At 61.1% G+C, this 19,348-nt stretch carries 21 protein-coding genes and 1 pseudogene; 12 read left to right on the plus strand and 10 right to left on the minus strand.

The window, feature by feature from the left end:
- Nucleotides 1-64 precede the first annotated feature (64 nt).
- On the minus strand, nucleotides 65-658 hold the full coding sequence (locus E4P00_RS01475) for a nitroreductase family protein (protein WP_032877240.1): 594 nt from the start codon (nucleotides 656-658) through the stop codon (nucleotides 65-67).
- Between the two features lie 154 nt (nucleotides 659-812).
- Between E4P00_RS01475 and E4P00_RS01480 the strand changes: the two genes are divergently transcribed.
- Both E4P00_RS01480 and E4P00_RS01485 read left to right on the plus strand, forming a co-directional pair.
- The gene (locus E4P00_RS01480; protein ID WP_003172524.1) at nucleotides 813-1,262 is read left to right on the plus strand and encodes a YcgN family cysteine cluster protein; all 450 of its coding nucleotides are present in this window, start codon (nucleotides 813-815) and stop codon (nucleotides 1,260-1,262) included.
- Between the two features lie 14 nt (nucleotides 1,263-1,276).
- Nucleotides 1,277-2,497 (plus strand): hypothetical protein, encoded by a 1,221-nt coding sequence (locus tag E4P00_RS01485; RefSeq protein WP_216090898.1) that lies wholly within the window; start codon nucleotides 1,277-1,279, stop codon nucleotides 2,495-2,497.
- Between the two features lie 82 nt (nucleotides 2,498-2,579).
- On the opposite strand, the gene E4P00_RS01490 is transcribed toward E4P00_RS01485, so the two are convergent.
- The 3 genes from E4P00_RS01490 to E4P00_RS01500 all read right to left on the minus strand — a co-directional run bounded on the left by E4P00_RS01490 (nucleotide 2,580) and on the right by E4P00_RS01500 (nucleotide 4,001).
- The gene (locus tag E4P00_RS01490; RefSeq protein ID WP_032877238.1) at nucleotides 2,580-2,930 is read right to left on the minus strand and encodes a DUF2892 domain-containing protein; all 351 of its coding nucleotides are present in this window, start codon (nucleotides 2,928-2,930) and stop codon (nucleotides 2,580-2,582) included.
- A 67-nt stretch (nucleotides 2,931-2,997) separates the two neighbouring features.
- Complete coding sequence (locus E4P00_RS01495; protein ID WP_003189607.1) at nucleotides 2,998-3,465, minus strand: RNA methyltransferase; 468 nt, start codon at nucleotides 3,463-3,465, stop codon at nucleotides 2,998-3,000.
- Nucleotides 3,466-3,626: 161 nt separating this feature from the next.
- Nucleotides 3,627-4,001 (minus strand): YajD family HNH nuclease, encoded by a 375-nt coding sequence (locus tag E4P00_RS01500; RefSeq protein ID WP_005786102.1) that lies wholly within the window; start codon nucleotides 3,999-4,001, stop codon nucleotides 3,627-3,629.
- A gap of 107 nt (nucleotides 4,002-4,108) precedes the next feature.
- On the opposite strand from E4P00_RS01500, the gene E4P00_RS01505 reads away from it, so the two are divergent.
- Entirely contained in the window at nucleotides 4,109-5,029 is a 921-nt protein-coding gene (locus E4P00_RS01505; RefSeq protein ID WP_248130542.1) for a ParB/Srx family N-terminal domain-containing protein, read from the plus strand.
- A gap of 52 nt (nucleotides 5,030-5,081) precedes the next feature.
- Here the strand turns inward: E4P00_RS01505 and E4P00_RS01510 are convergent, their stop codons facing one another.
- Entirely contained in the window at nucleotides 5,082-5,768 is a 687-nt protein-coding gene (locus tag E4P00_RS01510; RefSeq protein WP_032877236.1) for a hypothetical protein, read from the minus strand.
- 78 nt (nucleotides 5,769-5,846) lie between these two features.
- Here E4P00_RS01510 and E4P00_RS01515 point away from each other — a divergent pair, with 78 nt between their 5' ends.
- Nucleotides 5,847-6,125, plus strand: coding sequence for a hypothetical protein (locus tag E4P00_RS01515; protein WP_005786107.1), 279 nt, complete (start codon nucleotides 5,847-5,849; stop codon nucleotides 6,123-6,125).
- 48 nt (nucleotides 6,126-6,173) lie between these two features.
- Here E4P00_RS01515 and E4P00_RS01520 read toward each other — a convergent pair whose 3' ends face one another.
- Nucleotides 6,174-8,216, minus strand: coding sequence for a S9 family peptidase (locus tag E4P00_RS01520; protein WP_248128173.1), 2,043 nt, complete (start codon nucleotides 8,214-8,216; stop codon nucleotides 6,174-6,176).
- Between the two features lie 24 nt (nucleotides 8,217-8,240).
- On the opposite strand from E4P00_RS01520, the gene E4P00_RS01525 reads away from it, so the two are divergent.
- From E4P00_RS01525 to E4P00_RS01535, 3 genes and pseudogenes are all read left to right on the plus strand, one after another.
- Nucleotides 8,241-8,768: an MFS transporter gene (locus E4P00_RS01525; protein WP_032877234.1), complete on the plus strand. Its 528-nt coding sequence runs from the start codon at nucleotides 8,241-8,243 to the stop codon at nucleotides 8,766-8,768.
- A gap of 32 nt (nucleotides 8,769-8,800) precedes the next feature.
- A complete protein-coding gene (locus tag E4P00_RS01530) occupies nucleotides 8,801-9,577 on the plus strand; it encodes a class II glutamine amidotransferase (protein WP_032877233.1) in 777 nt (258 codons plus the stop codon).
- A gap of 10 nt (nucleotides 9,578-9,587) precedes the next feature.
- Nucleotides 9,588-10,130 (plus strand): annotated as a pseudogene (locus E4P00_RS01535) (DUF2937 family protein).
- Nucleotides 10,131-10,243: 113 nt separating this feature from the next.
- Here the strand turns inward: E4P00_RS01535 and E4P00_RS01540 are convergent.
- Nucleotides 10,244-11,164 (minus strand): LysR family transcriptional regulator, encoded by a 921-nt coding sequence (locus tag E4P00_RS01540; RefSeq protein ID WP_005786115.1) that lies wholly within the window; start codon nucleotides 11,162-11,164, stop codon nucleotides 10,244-10,246.
- 175 nt (nucleotides 11,165-11,339) lie between these two features.
- Between E4P00_RS01540 and E4P00_RS01545 the strand changes: the two genes are divergently transcribed.
- Genes E4P00_RS01545 through E4P00_RS01555 form a run of 3 tightly spaced genes read left to right on the plus strand, consistent with a single transcriptional unit; the run spans nucleotide 11,340 to nucleotide 13,692 of the window.
- The gene (locus tag E4P00_RS01545; protein ID WP_248130543.1) at nucleotides 11,340-12,080 is read left to right on the plus strand and encodes a 5-oxoprolinase subunit PxpA; all 741 of its coding nucleotides are present in this window, start codon (nucleotides 11,340-11,342) and stop codon (nucleotides 12,078-12,080) included.
- Nucleotides 12,077-12,781, plus strand: a complete 705-nt coding sequence (gene pxpB / locus E4P00_RS01550) for a 5-oxoprolinase subunit PxpB (protein WP_248130544.1) — start codon at nucleotides 12,077-12,079, stop codon at nucleotides 12,779-12,781. The genes E4P00_RS01545 and pxpB overlap by 4 nt, the downstream gene beginning before the upstream one ends.
- On the plus strand, nucleotides 12,778-13,692 hold the full coding sequence (locus tag E4P00_RS01555) for a biotin-dependent carboxyltransferase family protein (RefSeq protein WP_248130545.1): 915 nt from the start codon (nucleotides 12,778-12,780) through the stop codon (nucleotides 13,690-13,692). Before pxpB ends, E4P00_RS01555 begins: the two co-directional genes overlap by 4 nt.
- Nucleotides 13,693-13,799: 107 nt before the next feature.
- Here E4P00_RS01555 and E4P00_RS01560 read toward each other — a convergent pair whose 3' ends face one another.
- From E4P00_RS01560 to E4P00_RS01570, 3 genes are all read right to left on the minus strand, one after another.
- Complete coding sequence (locus E4P00_RS01560) at nucleotides 13,800-14,978, minus strand: VWA domain-containing protein (RefSeq protein ID WP_078820616.1); 1,179 nt, start codon at nucleotides 14,976-14,978, stop codon at nucleotides 13,800-13,802.
- Nucleotides 14,978-15,823, minus strand: a complete 846-nt coding sequence (locus E4P00_RS01565; RefSeq protein WP_025858471.1) for a MoxR family ATPase — start codon at nucleotides 15,821-15,823, stop codon at nucleotides 14,978-14,980. Before E4P00_RS01565 ends, E4P00_RS01560 begins: the two co-directional genes overlap by 1 nt.
- Nucleotides 15,824-16,037: 214 nt before the next feature.
- The gene (locus E4P00_RS01570; protein WP_043046513.1) at nucleotides 16,038-17,114 is read right to left on the minus strand and encodes a DUF748 domain-containing protein; all 1,077 of its coding nucleotides are present in this window, start codon (nucleotides 17,112-17,114) and stop codon (nucleotides 16,038-16,040) included.
- A 125-nt stretch (nucleotides 17,115-17,239) separates the two neighbouring features.
- On the opposite strand from E4P00_RS01570, the gene cysK reads away from it, so the two are divergent.
- Both cysK and E4P00_RS01580 read left to right on the plus strand, forming a co-directional pair.
- Nucleotides 17,240-18,214: a cysteine synthase A gene (gene cysK, locus E4P00_RS01575; RefSeq protein ID WP_032877228.1), complete on the plus strand. Its 975-nt coding sequence runs from the start codon at nucleotides 17,240-17,242 to the stop codon at nucleotides 18,212-18,214.
- A 153-nt stretch (nucleotides 18,215-18,367) separates the two neighbouring features.
- Nucleotides 18,368-19,306 carry an aspartyl/asparaginyl beta-hydroxylase domain-containing protein gene (locus E4P00_RS01580; RefSeq protein WP_032877227.1) on the plus strand — a complete coding sequence of 313 codons (939 nt, stop codon included), beginning with the start codon at nucleotides 18,368-18,370 and terminating at the stop codon, nucleotides 19,304-19,306.
- Nucleotides 19,307-19,348: the final 42 nt, after the last annotated feature.

The following is a 19,348-nucleotide window of genomic DNA, read 5'->3' on the forward strand; positions in this document are numbered from 1 at the left end:
ACCATGCATCAATCTAAAATGTGGGAGGGAGCAAGCCCCCTCCCACATTGGAGTTGCACTAGGCTTACAGGCTGAAGTCGCCCTCGGACACCAGTTCAGTCAACGGCTTGCGCGGGCTCGGCGCTTCACGGCCTTGCAGGTATTCCGGCAGGTTCGACTTGTCACCCAGCTTACCCACCGCTACGGCCGCGTGCAGCGCATAGCCTTGTGGAATCTTCAGCTCTTTGCGGGTCAGCTCCTGATCGAAACCGGCCATGCCGTGGGTGTGCCAGCCGCTGAGGCTGGCTTGCAGCGCTAGGTGGCCCCAGGCCGAGCCGGTGTCGAAGGTGTGCCACAGCGCCGGGGTTTCTTCTGTAGCGCCGGGGGCGATGAAGTCGGTTTTCGACGCGATGATGACCAGGGCCGACGCATGCTGCGCCCAATTGCGGTTGAACTCATTCAGCAGGCCCAGGAAACGCTCCCAGTCCGGCGTGTCCCGGCGGGCGTAGAGAAACCGCCACGGCTGCGAGTTGTACGCCGAGGGTGCCCAGCGTGCGGCTTCGAAGAAACTCAGCAACGTCTCTTGCGGGATGCTTTCGCCTGTAAAGGCGCGGGGCGACCAGCGTTCGGTGAATTGGGTATGGATCGGGTAATCGGCAACGCGTGGGTTATCGCTCATGGACAGATCCTGATGAAAAAAGCCGGGGTTCAAAACTACTGCGCCAACCCAGGCCTGACAAGTCTTGCAACACCGTCAGTCGTAAGCGCTTGGCCGTAACGGGCTTGGGCACTAGACTGGCGGCCTTTTCACCTTCTGATACTGATGTAGAGCCATGGCCGCCAAAGTCGAACCTTTCTGGATACGCAAAACCCTTGAGCACCTCGACCAGGAGGAGTGGGAGTCGTTGTGCGACGGCTGCGGCCTGTGCTGTCTGCAAAAGCTTGAGGATGAAGACGACAACAGCGTCTATTACACGCGTATCGCCTGCAAACTGCTCGACCTGAAAACCTGCCAGTGCACCGATTACCCCAATCGCCGCGCTTCGGTGCCGGACTGTATCCAGCTCACGCCCGGCCAGGCCGACCAGTTCAAATGGCTGCCGCCAACCTGCGGCTATCGTCTGGTCAGCGAGCGCAAGGATTTGCCGCTCTGGCACCACCTGGTCTGCGGCGACCGCGACGCCGTGCACCATGAACGCATTTCCCAGTCCGGGCGCATGCTCAGCGAAGGCAGCGTGCCAGAGGACGACTGGGAGGATTACCTGATCTTCCGTGCAGGCTGAACAAAGGAGTGTGTATGAAGGTGGCAGCCAAGTTGGCAGCGGCCCTGGTATTGCTGGCCCTGAGCGGGCCGGGCTGGTGCGCGAAGAAGGTTGACCTGGATTATCACGTCAAGCTGCTGCCCCAGAGCGAGCAGGCCGAGGTGCGCGTCAGCCTGTCCCAAGGCTCGGCGGTGCGCAGCCTGGACTTTGACCTGGGCCGCAGTGGTGATTACAGCGACTTCAAGGCCGACGGCCATTGGCAAGTCACGGGCAGCCGTGGTGTGTGGCAGCCCAGCGCCGACAAGGCCAGCCTGACCTACCGCGTGCGTCTGACCCACGCGCGCAAGCCGGGCACCTTTGACACGCGGGCCACGCCCAATTGGGCATTATTGCGCGGTGAAGACCTGGTGCCGGCTGCGCGCCTGGACCAGCAAGATGGCATTGAATTGGTCTCGCGCCTGATGTTCGAACTGCCCGCGGGCTGGAAGAGCGTCGAAACTGCCTGGCCGCGCATTGGCAAAAACAAATTCCGCATCGACAACGTGTCCCGCCTGTTCGATCGCCCCACCGGCTGGATGCTCGCCGGTAACCTCGGCAGCCGTCGCCTGCGCCTGGGTGAAACCGAGGTCACCGTGGCCTCGCCAAAGGGGCAGGGCATGCGCCGTATGGACGTGCTGACGCTGCTGACGTTCGTCTGGCCGCAGGTGGACGCTGCGTTCCCACGCCATCCCGCCAAATTATTGATCGTCGGCGCGAGTGACCCGATGCGCCGCGGAGCCTGGGCGTCGCACGATTCGATCTACCTCAACAGCCGTACGCCACTGGTCAGCGAAAATGGCGGCAGCCCGTTGCTGCGCGAGGTGGTGCAGGCCATCGGGCGCTTCAACGACCACGACAGCAGTGACTGGATCAGCGAGGGCCTGGGGGAGTATTACGCGATTGAACTGGTGCGACGTGCCGGGGGCCTCACCGATGAGCGTTATGCGGCGATCCAGGCGCGCCTGGCCAAAGAAAGCAAGGCGGTCACCACGCTGAGGGGCGAGCAAATCGGCAGCGCTGGTGTAGCGCGGGCAGTACTGGTGTTGCAGGACCTGGACCGCGAGATCCGCGTGAAAACCCACAACAAGCGCTCCCTGGATGATCTGGCGCAGGCGGTGATGCGGGTGAACAGCATCAACACCAAAGAGTTCGTTCAGTTGGCTGAAAGCGTAATCGGCGAATCGTCGGTGGTACTGGATAGCAAGCTGCTGCGCTGATCCCAGGCCCTGTGCAATTCAAAATGTGGGAGGGGGCAAGCCCCCTCCCACATTTGAATCTCCAGCATGTCCAAGACTTAGGTCAGGCTTTGGGTTTTACAGCCTTCTCAGCCGCCACTTCCGCCTTGGTCTTCAAATTCTTCAATTCTTCCCCGGCCCGCTCGATCTTCGTGCGCACGCTGTTCATTTCCTGGCGACCCTGCTCCAGCTTGTCTTTGAGCGAACTGTGCCCGGTAAAGCCACGGGCCAGTGCCACGCCGCCAATCGCCACCTGGATCAGCCCGAAAATCCCGCCGCGGCGCAGGCCTTTGCCGACCATCATCACGCCGCCCGCCACTGAGCCGATGCGCTCCCAGCCATGCACGTTCTGGGTAGGCTGAGGCTTCAACGGTGTGGCTTCGATGATAGGTTGCAAGATTTTGCTGTCGCTCATGATCTGTCTCCAACAAGGGCTAGTGTTACTAGCTGACTGCGCGCAGGTGCCGGATGTTCCCGCAGAATCAGTACTTGGGGCCCGAACGGGTGTTGTTGCCCTTGGCCAGGCGGTCGTAGAGCACCACATTGACGGTGGCTGCCAGGTTCATGCAGCCCGTGGTGGGGATGTACACCACATCTTCGCACCAGTCGCGGATCTCCTTGTCCAGGGAACCGTCCTCGGGGCCGAAGATATACAGCGCGCGGTCGGGGTGGGTGTATTCAGGCAGCGGGCGGGCACCTTCCACCAGTTCCACGGCAACCGGGATGCAGCCCAGGGGCAGGATCTTCTTCAGGTCGTCGATGCCGATCAGCGGAATGTCGTGGTGGACCTTCTTGGTGTCGGTGATGAAGTCCCGGGCTCGCTCGTAGCGCACGCCGGTGTAGAACACCGAGGCCACGCCGTAGCAACCGGCGGCACGCATCACCGAGCCGACGTTTTCGGGGGATTTTGGGTTATACAGACCGATGCAGCTGTAGCGTTTATTGCCCACGGGGAAGGGTGCCTTGGAGAAAAACGGCGATTATACGGCCTGGGGGTATGCAGTGCTTGGGCGATCGTCATCGCGGGCAAGTCCTGCTCCCACAGGGGAATGCATTCCAAATGTGGGAGCTGGCTTGCCTGCGATGAGGCCAGTACAGACAAGGACGATCTTCAGTCGTCTTTCTTCATCAACCCCGCCAGCGCCGCAAACGGATTGTGCGTCGCCTTGGCAATGCTCGGGCTGCTGGTGGAGCCTTCGCCGAAATACTGCTGGTCGGTGTAGCGCGAGTGTTCGTTGTCGTGGCAGTACAGGCACAGCAATTCCCAGTTGGAGCCGTCCTGGGGATTGTCATCATGATTATGGTTGCGGTGGTGTACGGTCAGTTCACTCAAACGCTTGCCGGCGAATTCACGGGCGCAGCGACCGCACACGTGGGGGTACATCTTCAAGGCTTTGTCGCGGTAGCCCATTTCGCGGTCGCGCTGGGCGTCGGCGAGGATGCGGTCCAGCTTGGCGGTGTGGGAGGGCGGGTTGGTCGAGCTCATCATGGCTCCTGGCTATTTGGTGGGTCACGGATAAGGTTGATTCTAGCCGCTTACGCTGAAAATCACCCCTAGGGATTGCTTCACTGACTGATAAGGATTTGAAATTTATGCGTCTGTATTCATGGACTATCGGGCTTGTGCTCTGTGTGGTTACCGCTCAGGCCCAGGCGTTCTCTACGCCGCAGCCCGGGCAGGTGATCGAGGTGGCCCTGGAGCAATTGCACCCCACCCAGGCCGTGGTGGGTTTCGACCAGATCTACTACAGCCTCGGGCTGTTCGCCGACAAGCCGGCCAAGGCTTTCGATGAATACTGCGAAACCAACGGCCAGGGCGAGGCTGACCAGGTGCCGAAAAACGCCGAGCTGCTAAGGCCCGACAGCTTTACCTGCAAGCACCCGGTCGGCACCTACCCGCAGGATATGAAAACCGTGGTGGTGGGCCCCGGCGGCCAGCTTTACCTGACCGATGGTCATCACAGTTTCACCACCCTGTGGGAAACACCCGGCGCTGGCCCGCGCTTGAAAATGTGGGTCAAGGTCACCGACGACTTCAGTGCCAGCCCTAACCTCGCCACGTTCTGGCAGCGGATGGAAGCGGCCCGCAAGGTCTGGCTCAAGGACAATCGGGGCCAGGCGTTGCCAGCGGAGCAACTGCCGGCGCACCTGGGCTTCAAGAACCTGCAGGACGACACGTTCCGCAGCCTGGTGTATTTCACCCGCAAGGCCGCCTACGGCAAGCCAACCGAGGGGGCGATTGCGCCGGAATTTCTGGAGTTCTACTGGGGCAACTGGCTGCGCACGCAGATTGATCTGGGCCATTACAACCTGAACAAGAAGGGCGGCTACAAGGATGCCATCGAGGCTGTGGCCAAGCGCATGGTCAGCCTGGCGCCGGGGGCAAAGGTCGGCGACAGCGGTTTCACTGCCCGGCAGTTGGGCGGTATGACCCAGCTGGATCAAAAGGAGTTGGAAAAGACCTTCGATAAAAAAGTGCCGTACGTGATCGATTACCGCAAATCCAGAGACTGAAGCAGTACCAAATGTGGGAGGGGGCTTGCTCCCACATTTGACCGATGGTGATTCAGCCCTTGAGCTTTTCTGCAATCCAGATGGTATGCCGCGTGCCTTTATTGCCATGGGCGAACACCTGAACCTCTTCAGCCTTGAAGCCGGCCTTGCGCAGTTTGTCGCTGAACAGCTTATCGGCACTGGCCGACCACACGGCGAGCACGCCCTTGGGCCGCAGGGCTTTGGCGCAGGCGGCCAGGCCACCGGCGGAATACAGCCAGCTGTTGGCCTTTTGCGTAAGCCCCTCGGGACCGTTGTCGACGTCAAGCATGATCGCGTCGAAGCCCTGGGGCTCGGCCTGTAGCACCTTGGCCACATCTTCCAGACGAATCACCGTGCGCGGGTCCTGCAAGGGGCACCCGGATTTTTCTCCCAGTGGCCCACGGTTCCATTCCACGACGCCCGGCACCAGCTCGGCCACCACCACTTCGGCAGTCTTGCCCAAATGCTTGAGCGCCGCGGCCAAGGTAAAGCCCATGCCCAAGCCGCCGATCAGCACGCGTGAGTTCGGGCGACCGGCGACCTTGCGGCAGGGAATCTCCGCCAGGGCGTCTTCGGAACCGTGCATGCGCGTGTTCATCAACTGGCCGCCGTCACCGCCCTGGATCTTGATGACGAAGTCCTCGCCGTACTCGAACAGGCACAAGGCGCCGCCGTTGTCGGGGATCGGAGTAGTGTCCAGCAGAACGAAACGTTTCATGGAAATCTCATTGGGAAGGGCATTCTTGCGCAGTTGGGAGTAGCCTTAAGGCATTCCGGTCAGGCCATGGAGCCATCGATGAAGTGCAGCATTCTAACGGTCATTGTATTGAGCGCGCTCATATCCGCTGCGGCGCAGGCTCAGGAGTTGCAAACCGTACCGGTCGCGCCCGCACCAACCCCAGGCGCGCCGGGCACGCCGACCCCGACGTTGTACCCTCAAGTCAGCCCGCCCGCCACGCCCAAGACGAACGGTACGCCACCGTTGGTGCCCATCGTGTTGCCCACGCCGCCCAAGGACCAGACTGTCCCCGGCTTGCAGCAGAACGACAGCAAGCCGAAGACGCCCGGCGGTTAAAACAGTCAAGGCGGTCCCGCGTTCAGACAGGACCGCTCCATCAAGTGCTTAGATCAGCCCGAGCGCCTTGAACACAAACGCATATTCGAGCGCTACGTCACGCAATCCCTGGTAGCGCCCGCTCATGCCGCCATGGCCGGCGCCCAGCTCGGTCTTGAGCAGTAACAGGTTGTCTGAAGTGGCGGTATCGCGCAGCTTGGCCACCCACTTGGCGGCCTCCCAATACTGCACGCGGCTGTCGTTGTAGCCGGCAATCACCAGCATGGCCGGGTACGCCTGGGCGCTGACGTTTTCGTATGGCGCGTAAGCCTTGATGCGCGCATACACTTCGGGTTCCTCGGGGTTGCCCCATTCGTCGTACTCGGTGATGGTCAGCGGTAGCTCCGGATCGAGCATGGTGTTGAGCACATCGACAAACGGCACTTCGGCAATCGCCGCCTGGAACAGTTCCGGGCGCTGGTTGAGCACCGCGCCAATCAACAGGCCGCCGGCACTGCCGCCACTGATCGCCAGTTGCCTGGAAGTGGTCAGCCCCTCGGTGATCAGGTGTTCGGCGCAGGCGATAAAATCGCTGAAGGTATTCTGTTTGTGTTCCTGCTTGCCGTTGCGGTACCAGGCTTCACCCAGCTCACCGCCGCCGCGCACATGGGCGATGGCAAACGCGACCCCTCGGTCCAGCAAGCTCAGGCGTGCGTGGGAGAACCATGGGTCCAGGCTTGAGCCGTAGGCACCGTAGCCGTACAGATACAGCGGGGTGGGTTTACCCAGTTGATCACGCTTGACCACCAGGCTGATGGGCACTTGGGTGCCGTCGGCAGAGGTGGCCCACAGGCGCTGGCTGACGTAGTCGTCGGCGTTGAATGTGCCGAGTACCGGGGTTTCCTTGAGCACCACCTGCGCGCCGCTTGCCAGCTCTAGCTGACGCACCTGGGCGGGACGGTTCAGGGCCTCATAGCGTAGGCGGATGTTGTCGCTTGGAAATTCCAGGCTGTTTTGTACGTAGAGGCTGTAGGCGGCGTCGGGTAATTCCACGCGATAAGCCGGTACACCCTCGGGGTGCACCTCGATGACCGGCAGGCCGCCGATGCGCAGGCTCAATGTCATGGCGCTGGCGTTCAGGCTCACGCCGTCGAGCATGACTTCGTCGCTGTGAGGGATCAGGTTCTGCCAGTCGGCCTCGGTAGGCGGCGTACCGGTATCGGCGGCGAGGTAGAGCGCGTAGTTGATGCCGTCGCGGTTGCTGCGAATAAACCAGGCCCACTCGCCGTTACGCTTGCCGTGGTCGACATCGTATTCGTGGTCCTCGACCCGCGGCGCCAGGCAGGTGAAGGCCAGGTGCGGCTGATCGGCATCCAGTGCCCAGATCTCACTGGTGGTCTTGCTGCCCAGAGCCAGCAGCAGTTGGCGCTCGGAGCTGGAACGGTAGCAGTGCAGGAAGAAACGGCCATCGGGCTCGTGGAACACTTCCTGCGCCGCCGTACCGTCCAGACGGTAGCGATACAGCTTGTGCGGGCGATGGGTGTCGTCGAGTTCGCCGAAGAACAGCGTCAAGCTGTCATTGGCCCAGGTCATGCTGCCGTCGCAGTTGTCGAACGCCAGTTCGCTGACCTTGTCGGTGGCCAATTCCTTCACGTACAGGGTGTAGATCTCTTCACCGCTGGTGTCGAGGCTGTAGGCCAGGCGCTGGTGGTCGGGGCTGATGCTGAACGCGCCGAGGGAGAAAAAGCCGCCATTGGCCAAGACGTTCGGGTCCAGCAGCAGTTCTTCGCTGCTCTCGTCCACCTGGTTGCTGTCATCGGCCGGGCGGCGGCAGCGATAGTGGCGTGCGTATTCGTCACCGGCGGTGGTGCGGGTGTAGTACAGGTACGGGCCCCAGGGGGAGGGCAGGGACAGATCGGTTTCGAGGATGCGGCCCTTGATCTCTTCGAACAGCGTTTCGCGCAAAGCCTGCTGGTCGGCGAGTTGGGCTTCCTGCCAGGCGTTTTCCGCCTTGAGGTAATCGAGCACTTCAGGGGTGTCGCGCTCCTGCAGCCAGGCGTAGGGGTCTGCGCCTGGGGCCTTGCGGGCAATCGGAGCGGTAGAAATAGGCATGGATAATTCCCTATCTGGCGGACGGTGGCCGGCATTGCAGCCGCGACACGCAAAAGCCGTTATCATAGCCGCCTCTTTGCCAGCCTTGCCATGGACACCATGACCGAGAACGACTATCTGACCGCTTGGGGCCTCTACGCCTTCGCCGCTTTGGGCTGCCTGTTAGTGTGGTGGCGCATGACCCGCTGGGTCTGGCGCTGGCTGCGCGAGCCGCTGCAATTGCTGATGGCGGTGCTGTTACTGAGCCCGACCATCGTCGACCCGGTCAAGACCCAGTTTGCGCCGGCCGTGGCCATTACCGCCCTGGACCTGGTGCTCAAGGTCGGCAACAACGCCTGGCGGGCGATCTCCGATCTGTTCATGTACACGATGATCGTGTTTGCCCTGTACATCGTGTTTGTGCTGATCCGCTGGCCCATCGAACGCGCGGCCAGCGCTCGCCGTGAGCGCAAGGCTGCTGCAGATGCCGCCTTGGCCGCCGAGCCGGAAGACGACGAACCGTTCCGTCGCCCGGCGCCTGCTGGTGGTATGCGGGTCGAGCCGCGCCTTTAAACGTAGACTGCCCCTGCAGCGAGAGCCCTGGCATGTGTGAATTATTGGGCATGAGTGCCAACGTCCCCACCGATATCGTGTTCAGCTTTACCGGGCTGATGCAGCGCGGTGGGCGTACCGGCCCGCACCGCGACGGTTGGGGCATCGCCTTCTATGAAGGCCGTGGCCTGCGCCTGTTCCAGGACCCGGCCGCGAGCAGTGAGTCTGAAGTGGCGCTGTTGGTGCAGCGCTATCCGATCAAGAGCGAAGTGGTGATCGGCCATATCCGCCAGGCCAATGTGGGCAAGGTCAGCCTGGCCAATACCCATCCGTTCGTGCGTGAGCTGTGGGGCCGCAACTGGTGTTTTGCCCATAACGGCCAGTTGGCCGACTTCCACCCGCGCGCCACGTTTTACCGCCCGGTCGGCGATACCGACAGCGAAGCGGCCTTCTGTGACCTGCTCAACCGCGTGCGCGAAGCCTTCCCTGAGCCTGTGGACATCGAGCAAGTGCTGCCGGACCTGATCGCCGCCTGCGCCGAATACCGCAGCAAGGGCGTGTTCAACTGCTTGCTCAGCGACGGCGACTGGCTGTTTTGCTACTGCTCGACCAAACTGGCGCAGATTACCCGGCGCGCGCCGTTTGGCCCCGCACGCTTGAAAGATGTCGACGTGATAGTCGATTTTCAGGCCGAAACGACGCCCAATGACGTGGTAACCGTCATCGCCACCGAGCCTTTGACCGACAACGAAAACTGGACCCGCTATGAACCGGGCCAATGGAGCCTGTGGCGACGCGGTGAATGCGTCAGCCAGGGCGTTACCGAATAAGGAATCGACCATGTTGCTCAGCTATCTGCGGTTGGTGCTGTTTGCCATTGGCTTGTTGGTCGGCGTGCAAGTGCCGGGGTTTATCAACGATTACGCCAAGCGCGTCGAAGCCCACTTGATCGAGGCGCAGACTGGCTTGCGCGGCTTTTAGTCCACCGCGCAGCAGTTCTTCAACGGGGACATGCAAGCGCTGGTGGCGCATTACCGCGCCAGCGATGACCCGGTTTTCCAGAGCGACGCCAGCAGCCTGGGCGCGATGCTTGATCGCCAGCTTGAGTTGGACAAGCAATTCCAGGCCATGCAAGGCCCGTGGTACATCCGCGCCCTGCAAGTGGCCGTAGCCGCCGACCCGGATATCCGCCTGGAAACCTGGAATGGCTACAGCTACCAGATTCTGCTGACGCCCGAAGCCATGGGCTGGGGCTTGGGCGGGGCGATGCTGTTGTCGTTCGGCATCGAGTGCCTGTATCGCCTGATCGACTGGGTAGTGCTGGGTGGCCGGCGCTTGCGCCAGAGCCGGCCCATCGAAGAGCGGGACTTGAAGGGCCTATAAGTCAGGGCCGACTCGGTCCAATGTGGGAGCTGGCTTGCCTGCGATAGCGGTGGTCCAGTCACAGATGTGCGCGTTGGCCCATCGCTATCGCAGGCAAGCCAGCTCCCACAGTTTTAATCGGGTTTATGCAGTTGCATGCGTTCTGCACCGACTTCCTCGGCATAGCGCGCCACCACCTTCTGGCACAACCCCACAATCTCCTCCACCAACTCCACCCCCACACGCCATGACACCACCACCTGCAAGTTCGGCAGGCGCTGTGCCATCGGCAGCATCACTAATTCCCCCCGCGCCAGCTCTTCACTGACCAGCACCGGCGGCAGGGCACCGATGCCGAAGCCGTCACGCAATAATCGCGTAATCGCCGACACCGAGTTCACACAGTTCATTCTGGGCGCGGCCACGCCGTTGGCCTGCATCAGACTCAGCACGTCCTGATGCGGGTGGGAGTTTTTCGAGTAGGTGATGATGCGCTCCTGAGCCAGTTCGGCGAGGGAGGCGTAGTCACGGTTGTAAATCGAGTGGCTGGCGACGATCCAGGCCATGGGATGGCTGGCCAGTTCCAGGCTGCGCACGGTTTCCAGGCGCAGCAGGTCAGTTTGCAGGATCAGGTCGAGAAAACCTTTTTGCAACTGATCGCTGAGGTTCAGCGCGGTATCGGCGACCAGCTCGATTTCCACCAGCGGGAACAGCTTCATCAGTTCTGCCACCAGCGGGCTGAGCCAGGTGTGGATCACCGTGTCCATCGCGCCGATCCGAATGCGCCCGACCTTGCTGCTGGTGGTCTCCAGGGACTGTTTCAAACCCTGCATGGTCACCATCATCTGCTCGGCATAATCGAGCACCTTCAAGCCTTCCGGGGTCAGGCTCACGCCCCGGGAGTCACGCAGGAACAGCTTCACCCCCAGCTCGCTTTCAAGCACGGCGATGCGGCTGGAAATCGAGGCCTGGGTGGTGAACAGCTTCTCGGCAGTCAGGCGAAAGCTCTTGAGCTTGGCCACCCAGACGAAGGTTTCGAGGAACTTCAAATTCATGGGATCAACTTTTTCTTATGCATGGATCGGTTTTTATTAGTTGGACGTCGCACCGGGCAAGCGCCAAAAATCGAGCCGTTCCACGATAAGCGTCGTTGGGGTGCCAGGACAAGTTGCGAGTTCTGTGTAATAAATCCCACACTACAAAAAAACAAAACCTACAGGAGCGACCACCGTGAGCCGCCTGCTACTGAACTGCGACATTGGCGAAAGCTTTGGCAACTGGACCATGGGTCTGGACGCCGAAGTCATGCCGTTCATTGATTGCGCCAACGTGGCCTGCGGTTTCCATGCCGGCGACCCGAGCATCATGCGCAAGACCGTCAGCCTGGCGTTCAAGCATGGCGTGCAAGTGGGCGCTCACCCGGCCTATCAAGACCTGCAAGGCTTTGGCCGACGGTCAATGAACTACACGCTGCAGGAAATCCAGGACCTGTTGCATTACCAGATCGGCGCGCTGGACGGCATCTGCCGGGTCCAGGGCGGACGCGTCAGCTACGTGAAACCCCACGGTGCGATGTACAACGACATGATGGCCAACCCCGCGCAGTTGCGTGCGGTGATCCAGGCCGTGGCGGCCTACGGCGACCTGCCGCTGATGCTGCTGGCTACCCGTGACAACAGCGCCGCCCAAGCTGTGGGTGACGAATACGGTGTGACCCTGTGGTTCGAAGCCTTTGCCGATCGCGCCTACGACAGCAAGGGCCATCTGGTTTCCCGCCAGTTGCCCGGCGCGGTGCACCACGACAGCGACACTATCGTGCAGCAGGCCCTGACCATTTCCCGTGGCGCGGCATTGGTCGCCAGCGACGGCAGCCCGTTGGCCTTGCAGGCCGATACCTTGTGCGTGCATGGCGACAACGCCAGCTCGGTGGCCGCGGTGCAGCGTATCCGCCAAGCGTTGCATACAGCATGAAGCCACGCATTGAAGTGGTGGCCATCGACTGCCTGATGGTGCGTCTGTTTGAGGTGATTGCCGAGGCCAACATGCAGTGGATGCTCGCTGCCACGCAGCGTTTGCGCGCAGAGTTCGGCACGGCGCTGGTGGATCTGGTGCCGTCCTACACCACCTTGATGGTGCATTACGACCTCAGGGAGCTGACCCCGACACAGGCTCGGGAGCTGATCGACCTTGCGCTCACGGACCTGCAACCCCAGGCCCAGGGCAGCGGCCAGTGCCACGTGCTGCCGGTGTGGTACGACCTGAGCGTCGGCCCGGAGTTGACCCTGTTGTCCCAGCGCAGCGGGCTGACGGTAGAGGACGTGATCCGCCGCCACAGCGCCCATGAATACCAGGTGTTCGCCCTTGGTTTCGCGCCGGGTTTTGCCTTTATGGGCCTGGTGGATGAAAGCCTCGCCACACCGCGCCTCAACACGCCGCGCAAACGCGTGGCTGCTGGCAGCGTCGGCATTGCCGAACGGCAAACTGCTGCGTACCCGGTGGTGTCCCCGGGCGGCTGGAACCTGATCGGCCGCACCCCGGCCAAACTCTTCGACCGTGAGCGCGACGGCTACAGCCTGATGCAGCCCGGCGACACGGTGCGCTTCGCCCCGGTCAGCCACACCGAATTCGTCAACCTGGGTGGCGATGACACGCCGTTGGAGGCGCTGGAATGAGCCGCTTGATGATCGAGGCCAGCACGCCGCTGTGCCTGTTGCAGGACGCCGGGCGTTTTGGCGTGCGCCACCTGGGTGTAACCCAGGGCGGCGCACTGGACTGGGTGTCGATGTCCTGGGCTAACTGGCTCTTGGGCAATGCCCTGGGTGCGCCGGTGGTGGAGATCACCCTGGGTGGTTTCACCGTGCAGGCCGAGGATTATTGCCTGCTGGCACTGGCCGGTGCAGACCTGGGCGCCTATATCGATGAGCGCGCCATTAGCCCCGGTCGCAGTTTTATCCTGCAAAAGGGCCAGCGACTGCGCTTTACCCAGCCGTTCAATGGGGCACGCGCTTATCTGGCGGCGCCCGGTGGGTTCGATGCCCCGGCTGTACTTGGCAGTTGTGCCACGGTCGTGCGCGAAGCGTTGGGCGGGGTGGACGGTTTCGGCAAGGCATTGGCTGAAGGCGGGCGGTTGGCTTATTCCGGTACGGGCGGTGCAATGAAGGTGCTGGCCAAGCCGGAGTTGCAATCCGGTGCCTCACTGGACGTGATTATCGGCGCGCAGATCGGCCAGTTCAGCGGGCAGAGCTTATTCGACGCCTTCAACACCGAATGGGCGCTGGACAGCCGCGCCGACCGCATGGGTATGCGCTTGCTCGGCACGCCGTTGCAGTACCAGGGGCCGTCGTTGATTTCCGAAGGGATTCCGTTGGGCGCGATCCAGGTGCCCCCGGATGGGCAGCCGATTGTGTTGCTCAATGACCGGCAGACGATCGGCGGTTATCCGCGGTTGGGCGCGTTGACGCCTCTATCCTTGGCGCGGCTGGCGCAGTGTTTGCCGGGGGAGAAGGTGCGGTTGGCACCGGCGGTGCAGGAGGCGGCGCATCGGCAGCACACCAAGTTTTTGCAGCGGTTTGCCGATCGCTAAAAGCATCGCAGGCAAGCCAGCTCCCACAGAGGAATGCATTCCAACCTTGAAATTCAGTCAATATGTGGGAGCTGGCTTGCCTGCGATGAGGCCGGTCAAAACACCGCCTATTTCGAGAGAAAACGCATACCTTCTTCCAGCCCGCGCAGCGTCAGCGGGTACATCTGGTCCTCCACCAACTCCCGCACAATCCCCGTCGAGGCCGTATAGCCCCAGGTATCTTTCGGGTAGGGGTTAATCCAGATCAGCTTCTTGTACTTGGCCATGAACCGCTGCATCCACACATACCCCGGTTCTTCATTCCAGTGCTCGACGCTGCCGCCAGCCTGGGTGATTTCATAGGGCGCCATGGCCGCATCGCCAATGAAGATCACTTTGTAGTCGGCGCCGTACTTGTGCAGCAGGTCCTGGGTGGACGTGCGCTCCGAAGTGCGACGCTGGTTGTTCTTCCACACTGACTCGTACACAAAGTTATGGAAGTAGAAGTACTCCAGGTGCTTGAACTCGGTCTTGCACGCCGAGAACAGCTCTTCGCAGATTTTCACGTGGGCATCCATCGAACCACCAATGTCGAACAGCAACAACAGCTTGATGGTGTTGCGCCGCTCGGGGCGCATCTGGATATTCAGCAGCCCGGCATCGCGTGCGGTGTGGTCGATGGTGCCGTCGATATCCAGCTCTTCGGCCGCACCCTGACGTGCAAACTTGCGCAGGCGGCGCAGGGCGATCTTGATGTTGCGCGTGCCCAGTTCCACCTGATCGTCGAGGTTTTTGTACTCGCGCTGATCCCAGACTTTCACCGCCTTGCCCTGGCGCTTGCCGGCGTCACCGACACGAATGCCTTCGGGGTTGTAGCCACCGGAACCGAACGGGCTGGTGCCGCCGGTGCCGATCCATTTGTTGCCGCCGGCATGGCGTTCTTTCTGTTCTTCCAGGCGCTTCTTGAATTCCTCGATCAGCTTGTCGAGGCCGCCGAGGGACTGGATCTGCGCGCGTTCTTCTTCGCTCAGGGAACGTTCGAATTCCTTGCGCAGCCACTCTTCGGGGATCAGCGCCTGCAAATGGTCATCGAGTTTTTCCAGGCCATTGAAATAGGCACCGAAGGCACGGTCGAACTTGTCGAAATGCCGTTCGTCCTTGACCAGTATCGCCCGGGCCAAGTAGTAGAACTCGTCCATGTCAGCGAAGGTCACGCGCTGTTTCAGCGCGTTGATCAGGTCCAGCAGCTCGCGCACCGACACCGGCACCTTGGCCGCACGCATTTCATTGAACAGGTTGAGCAGCATCAGCGATTACCGCGGCGGCTCATGAACGCCAGCCGTTCCAGCAATTGCACATCCTGCTCGTTTTTCACCAAAGCGCCGGCCAGCGGTGGGATGGCCTTGGTCGGGTCACGCTCGCGCAGTACCGCTTCGCCAATATTGTCGGCCATCAGCAGCTTGAGCCAGTCGACCAGTTCGGACGTGGAGGGCTTCTTCTTCAGGCCCGGAACCTTGCGCACATCGAAGAACACGTCCAGCGCTTCGCTGACCAGGTCTTTCTTGATGTCCGGGTAGTGCACATCCACGATTTTTTGCAGGGTGGTGCGGTCGGGGAAGGCGATGTAGTGGAAGAAGCAGCGGCGCAGGAATGCATCCGGCAGCTCTTTTTCGTTGTTGGAGGTAATGATGATGATCGGGCGCTTCCTGGCCTTGATGGTCTCGTCGATTTCGTAGACGTAGAACTCCATTTTGTCGAGTTCCTGCAACAGGTCGTTGGGGAACTCGATGTCGGCCTTGTCGATTTCGTCGATCAGCAGGATCACCCGCTCCTCGGACTCGAAGGCTTCCCAGAGCTTGCCCTTTTTCAGATAATTGCGCACGTCGTGAACCTTGTCCACGCCCAGTTGCGAATCGCGCAGGCGGCTCACTGCGTCGTACTCGTAGAGGCCCTGATGCGCCTTGGTGGTGGACTTGATGTGCCAGGTGATCAACTTGGCGCCGAAGGACTCGGCCAGTTGCTCGGCAAGCATGGTCTTGCCAGTGCCCGGTTCGCCCTTGACCAGCAATGGCCGCTCCAGGGTGATGGCGGCGTTGACGGCCAGTTTCAGGTCATCGGTAGCCACATAGGCCTGGGTGCCTTCGAACTTCATCGGTCATTCCTCGGATTCATCAATGCCCCGACTATACCCCGCAGCCCCGGCGACTGTGAACGCAGACGGGGCATTCAGTCTCTGAATGGCGGGTCACATCAATATCCTGAGCAATGAGGGACATGTGGGAGGGGGCTTGCTCCCGATAGCGGTGGATCAGGTACAGATATAAACCTGACACACCGCTATCGGGAGCAAGCCCCCTCCCACAGGGTTAATCAGCGCTGGGCTTGGGTTGTTCATACCGGGCATTGAACGCCTGGATAAACCCATTGCGCAGAATTGCGATCACCGCAGAAAACGCACTGACATTCTGCTGGTGCACGCTACCGCTGAGCTCCACACGGGTGGCGAACTGGTTTTTGCGCTGGTTTTTCAGCACCGTCTCGCTGGCTCCGACCACGGCCTCCCAGATTGAGCGGAAGATATTCTTGTCCTTGTTTTCAACGTCTTGTTGCCAGTCAAACACCTCTACGTCACGCAGCAGCGGCTTGATGTAGCCGGTGAGTCGGCCATTTTCAGCCTGGGCTTCGATCACCACGTCGCCCGTGCCGGCCTTGAAGTCGAACTTGCCATAGGCCGATGCAAAGTCGTTCATGCGCTTGAGTTGCAGGTCGCGGGCGCGGAAGCGGAACTCGAATTCTTCGAAATCGCTCAGCGGATCAAAGGTGGCATTGGCCTCCAGCGGCGCCTGGCCTTGCAGCAGTGCCTTGCCTTCGAAGCGGGCGTCGCGCTTGCCTTTGACATCCACCACATTGGTCAGGTTGTAGAAGCTGGCGTTGACCCCAGTGGCGTTGATATTGACCCGGGGCTTGGAGCTGAAGTTATGGAAGGCAATCTCGCCGTCTTCGATGCGCACTTCATTGAGGGTGATCGGCAGCAACTTGCGCAGTTGTTCCTGCCAGTCGGTGCCTTTACCCGTCTGGGACGCCTGCTTGTTGGCACCGCCATCGACGAAGTTGATCTGCGGACGCACAAAATGCCCCTCGGCCACGACGGCGTGGTCGTACCAGAGTGAATGCCAGCTCACGGCGAACTCGATCAGCGGCGCCTTCACGAACGGCACCGGGACCTTGCCGTCCACCTTGACGATTTGCAAGCCGTTGATCCGGTAGGCGCCGCGCCACAGGGCCAGGTCCACATCGGCGATTTCGCCGCGGTAATCGCCCATGTTGGCGAGTTTCTCGTTCAGGTAATTGCGCACCAGGTAGGGCAGCGCGATATTCAAGGCAATCAGGACCAGCACCAGAGCGGCGATTGTCCCTAACGGCCAACTGTAACGACGTTTCATGGGGCAGTTCTCCTTGCTTGTAGGAGATTGACTGTTCTGATGAACGCAACGTTCCCCCGTCTGGACGCCCTGGAGAACGAGGCATACCCTTGGGACCTTCTTCAAAGTCGCCAACAGGATCCCTCATGAGCCGTATCTTTGCAGACAACGCGCATTCCATCGGTAACACGCCCCTGGTTCAGATCAACCGCATCGCACCGCGTGGCGTGACGATTCTGGCCAAGATCGAAGGGCGTAACCCGAGTTATTCAGTGAAGTGCCGCATTGGCGCAAGCATGATCTGGGATGCCGAAAGCAGCGGCAAGCTCAAGCCAGGCATGACCATTGTCGAGCCGACTTCCGGCAATACCGGTATCGGCCTGGCGTTTGTCGCGGCGGCCCGTGGCTATAAATTGCTGCTGACCATGCCGGCGTCCATGAGCCTTGAGCGCCGCAAAGTGCTCAAGGCCCTGGGCGCCGAGCTGGTGCTGACCGAGCCGGCCAAGGGCATGAAGGGCGCCATCGAAAAGGCCGGTGAAATCCTCGCCGGCGACCCGACCACCTACTTTATGCCGGCCCAGTTCGAAAACCCGGCCAACCCTGCGATCCACGAGAAAACCACCGGCCCGGAAATCTGGAACGACACCGACGGCGCCGTGGATGTGCTGGTGGCGGGCGTGGGGACCGGCGGCACCATCACCGGGGTGTCACGCTATATCAAGAACACTGCGGGCAAGCCGATCCTGTCGGTGGCCGTGGAACCCATGGTTTCCCCGGTGATCACCCAGGCCTTGGCGGGGGAAGAAATCAAGCCCAGCCCCCACAAGATCCAGGGTATCGGCGCCGGGTTTGTGCCAAAAAACCTCGATCTGTCGATGGTCGACCGCGTGGAGTTGGCGACCGACGAAGAGTCCAAGGCCATGGCCCTGCGGCTGATGCAGGAAGAGGGTATCTTGTGCGGTATCTCCTGCGGTGCCGCCATGGCTGTGGCAGTACGCCTGGCCGAGAAGCCGGAAATGCAAGGCAAGACCATCGTGGTGATTTTGCCGGACTCCGGCGAGCGCTACCTGTCGAGCATGTTGTTCAGCGATGTGTTTACCGACCAGGAAAACCAGGCCTGATCTTCAAAGCGGTCCCACAAGGTTGATGTAAGTCATCCGGTCGGCGTGGGCCTTCTGCATAATGGCTCAAGTGTTTATCATGGCCGGCTGTTACGTCTGGTTTCCCGTTGACGCAAGTTTGCCGGCCAGGCGCTTATTTCCAGGAGTTGCTGCATGACCTTTTCTTTGGCCGCCAAACTGTCGGTGTTGCTGCTGTTTATCGGCAGCACGCTGTATGTGCACCTGCGTGGCAAGGCCCGTTTGCCGATGCTGCGCCAGTTCGTCAACCATTCGGCGCTGTTCGCCCCGTATAACGCCTTGATGTACCTGTTTTCCGCGGTGCCGTCCAAGCCGTACCTGGACCGCAGCAAGTTCCCGGAACTGGACGTGCTCAAGGACAACTGGGAAGTGATCCGCGAAGAGGCCATGCACCTGTTCGACGAGGGCTACATCCGCGCCGCCGAAAAGAACAACGACGCCGGTTTCGGTTCGTTCTTCAAGAAAGGCTGGAAGCGCTTCTACCTCAAGTGGTACGACAAACCCCTGCCATCGGCCGAGGCCCTGTGCCCCAAAACCGTGGCACTGGTGAGCAGCATCCCCAACGTCAAGGGCGCGATGTTCGCGCTGTTGCCGGGCGGCAGCCACCTGAACCCGCACCGCGACCCCTTCGCCGGTTCGTTGCGTTATCACCTGGGGCTGTCCACGCCGAACTCTGACGACTGCCGCATCTTCGTCGACGGCCAGGTCTACGCCTGGCGCGACGGTGAAGACGTGATGTTCGACGAAACCTACGTGCACTGGGTGAAGAACGAAACCGAGCAGACCCGCGTGATCCTGTTCTGCGACATCGAACGGCCGTTGAGCAACCGTGTGATGACCCGCGTCAACCGCTGGGTCAGCAAGCAACTGGGCCGTGCTACTGCGCCGCAGAACCTTGACGACGAACGCGTGGGCGGCATCAACCAGGCCTATGCCTGGAGCAAGACCTTCAGCGACAAGTTCAGTGGCCAGGTCAAGCAGTGGAAGCGCAAGCATCCCAAGGCGTACCGCATTGCGCGGCCGGTGCTGGCGGTAGTCGTCTTGGTATTGCTCTGGAAGTGGTTGTTCGGCTGATTGTGATTTCTTGACTTGAAATGCAGCCAAATGTGGGAGGGG

This window comes from Pseudomonas sp. B329, assembly GCF_023127835.1.
Classification (GTDB): Bacteria; Pseudomonadota; Gammaproteobacteria; order Pseudomonadales; family Pseudomonadaceae; genus Aquipseudomonas; species Aquipseudomonas synxantha_A.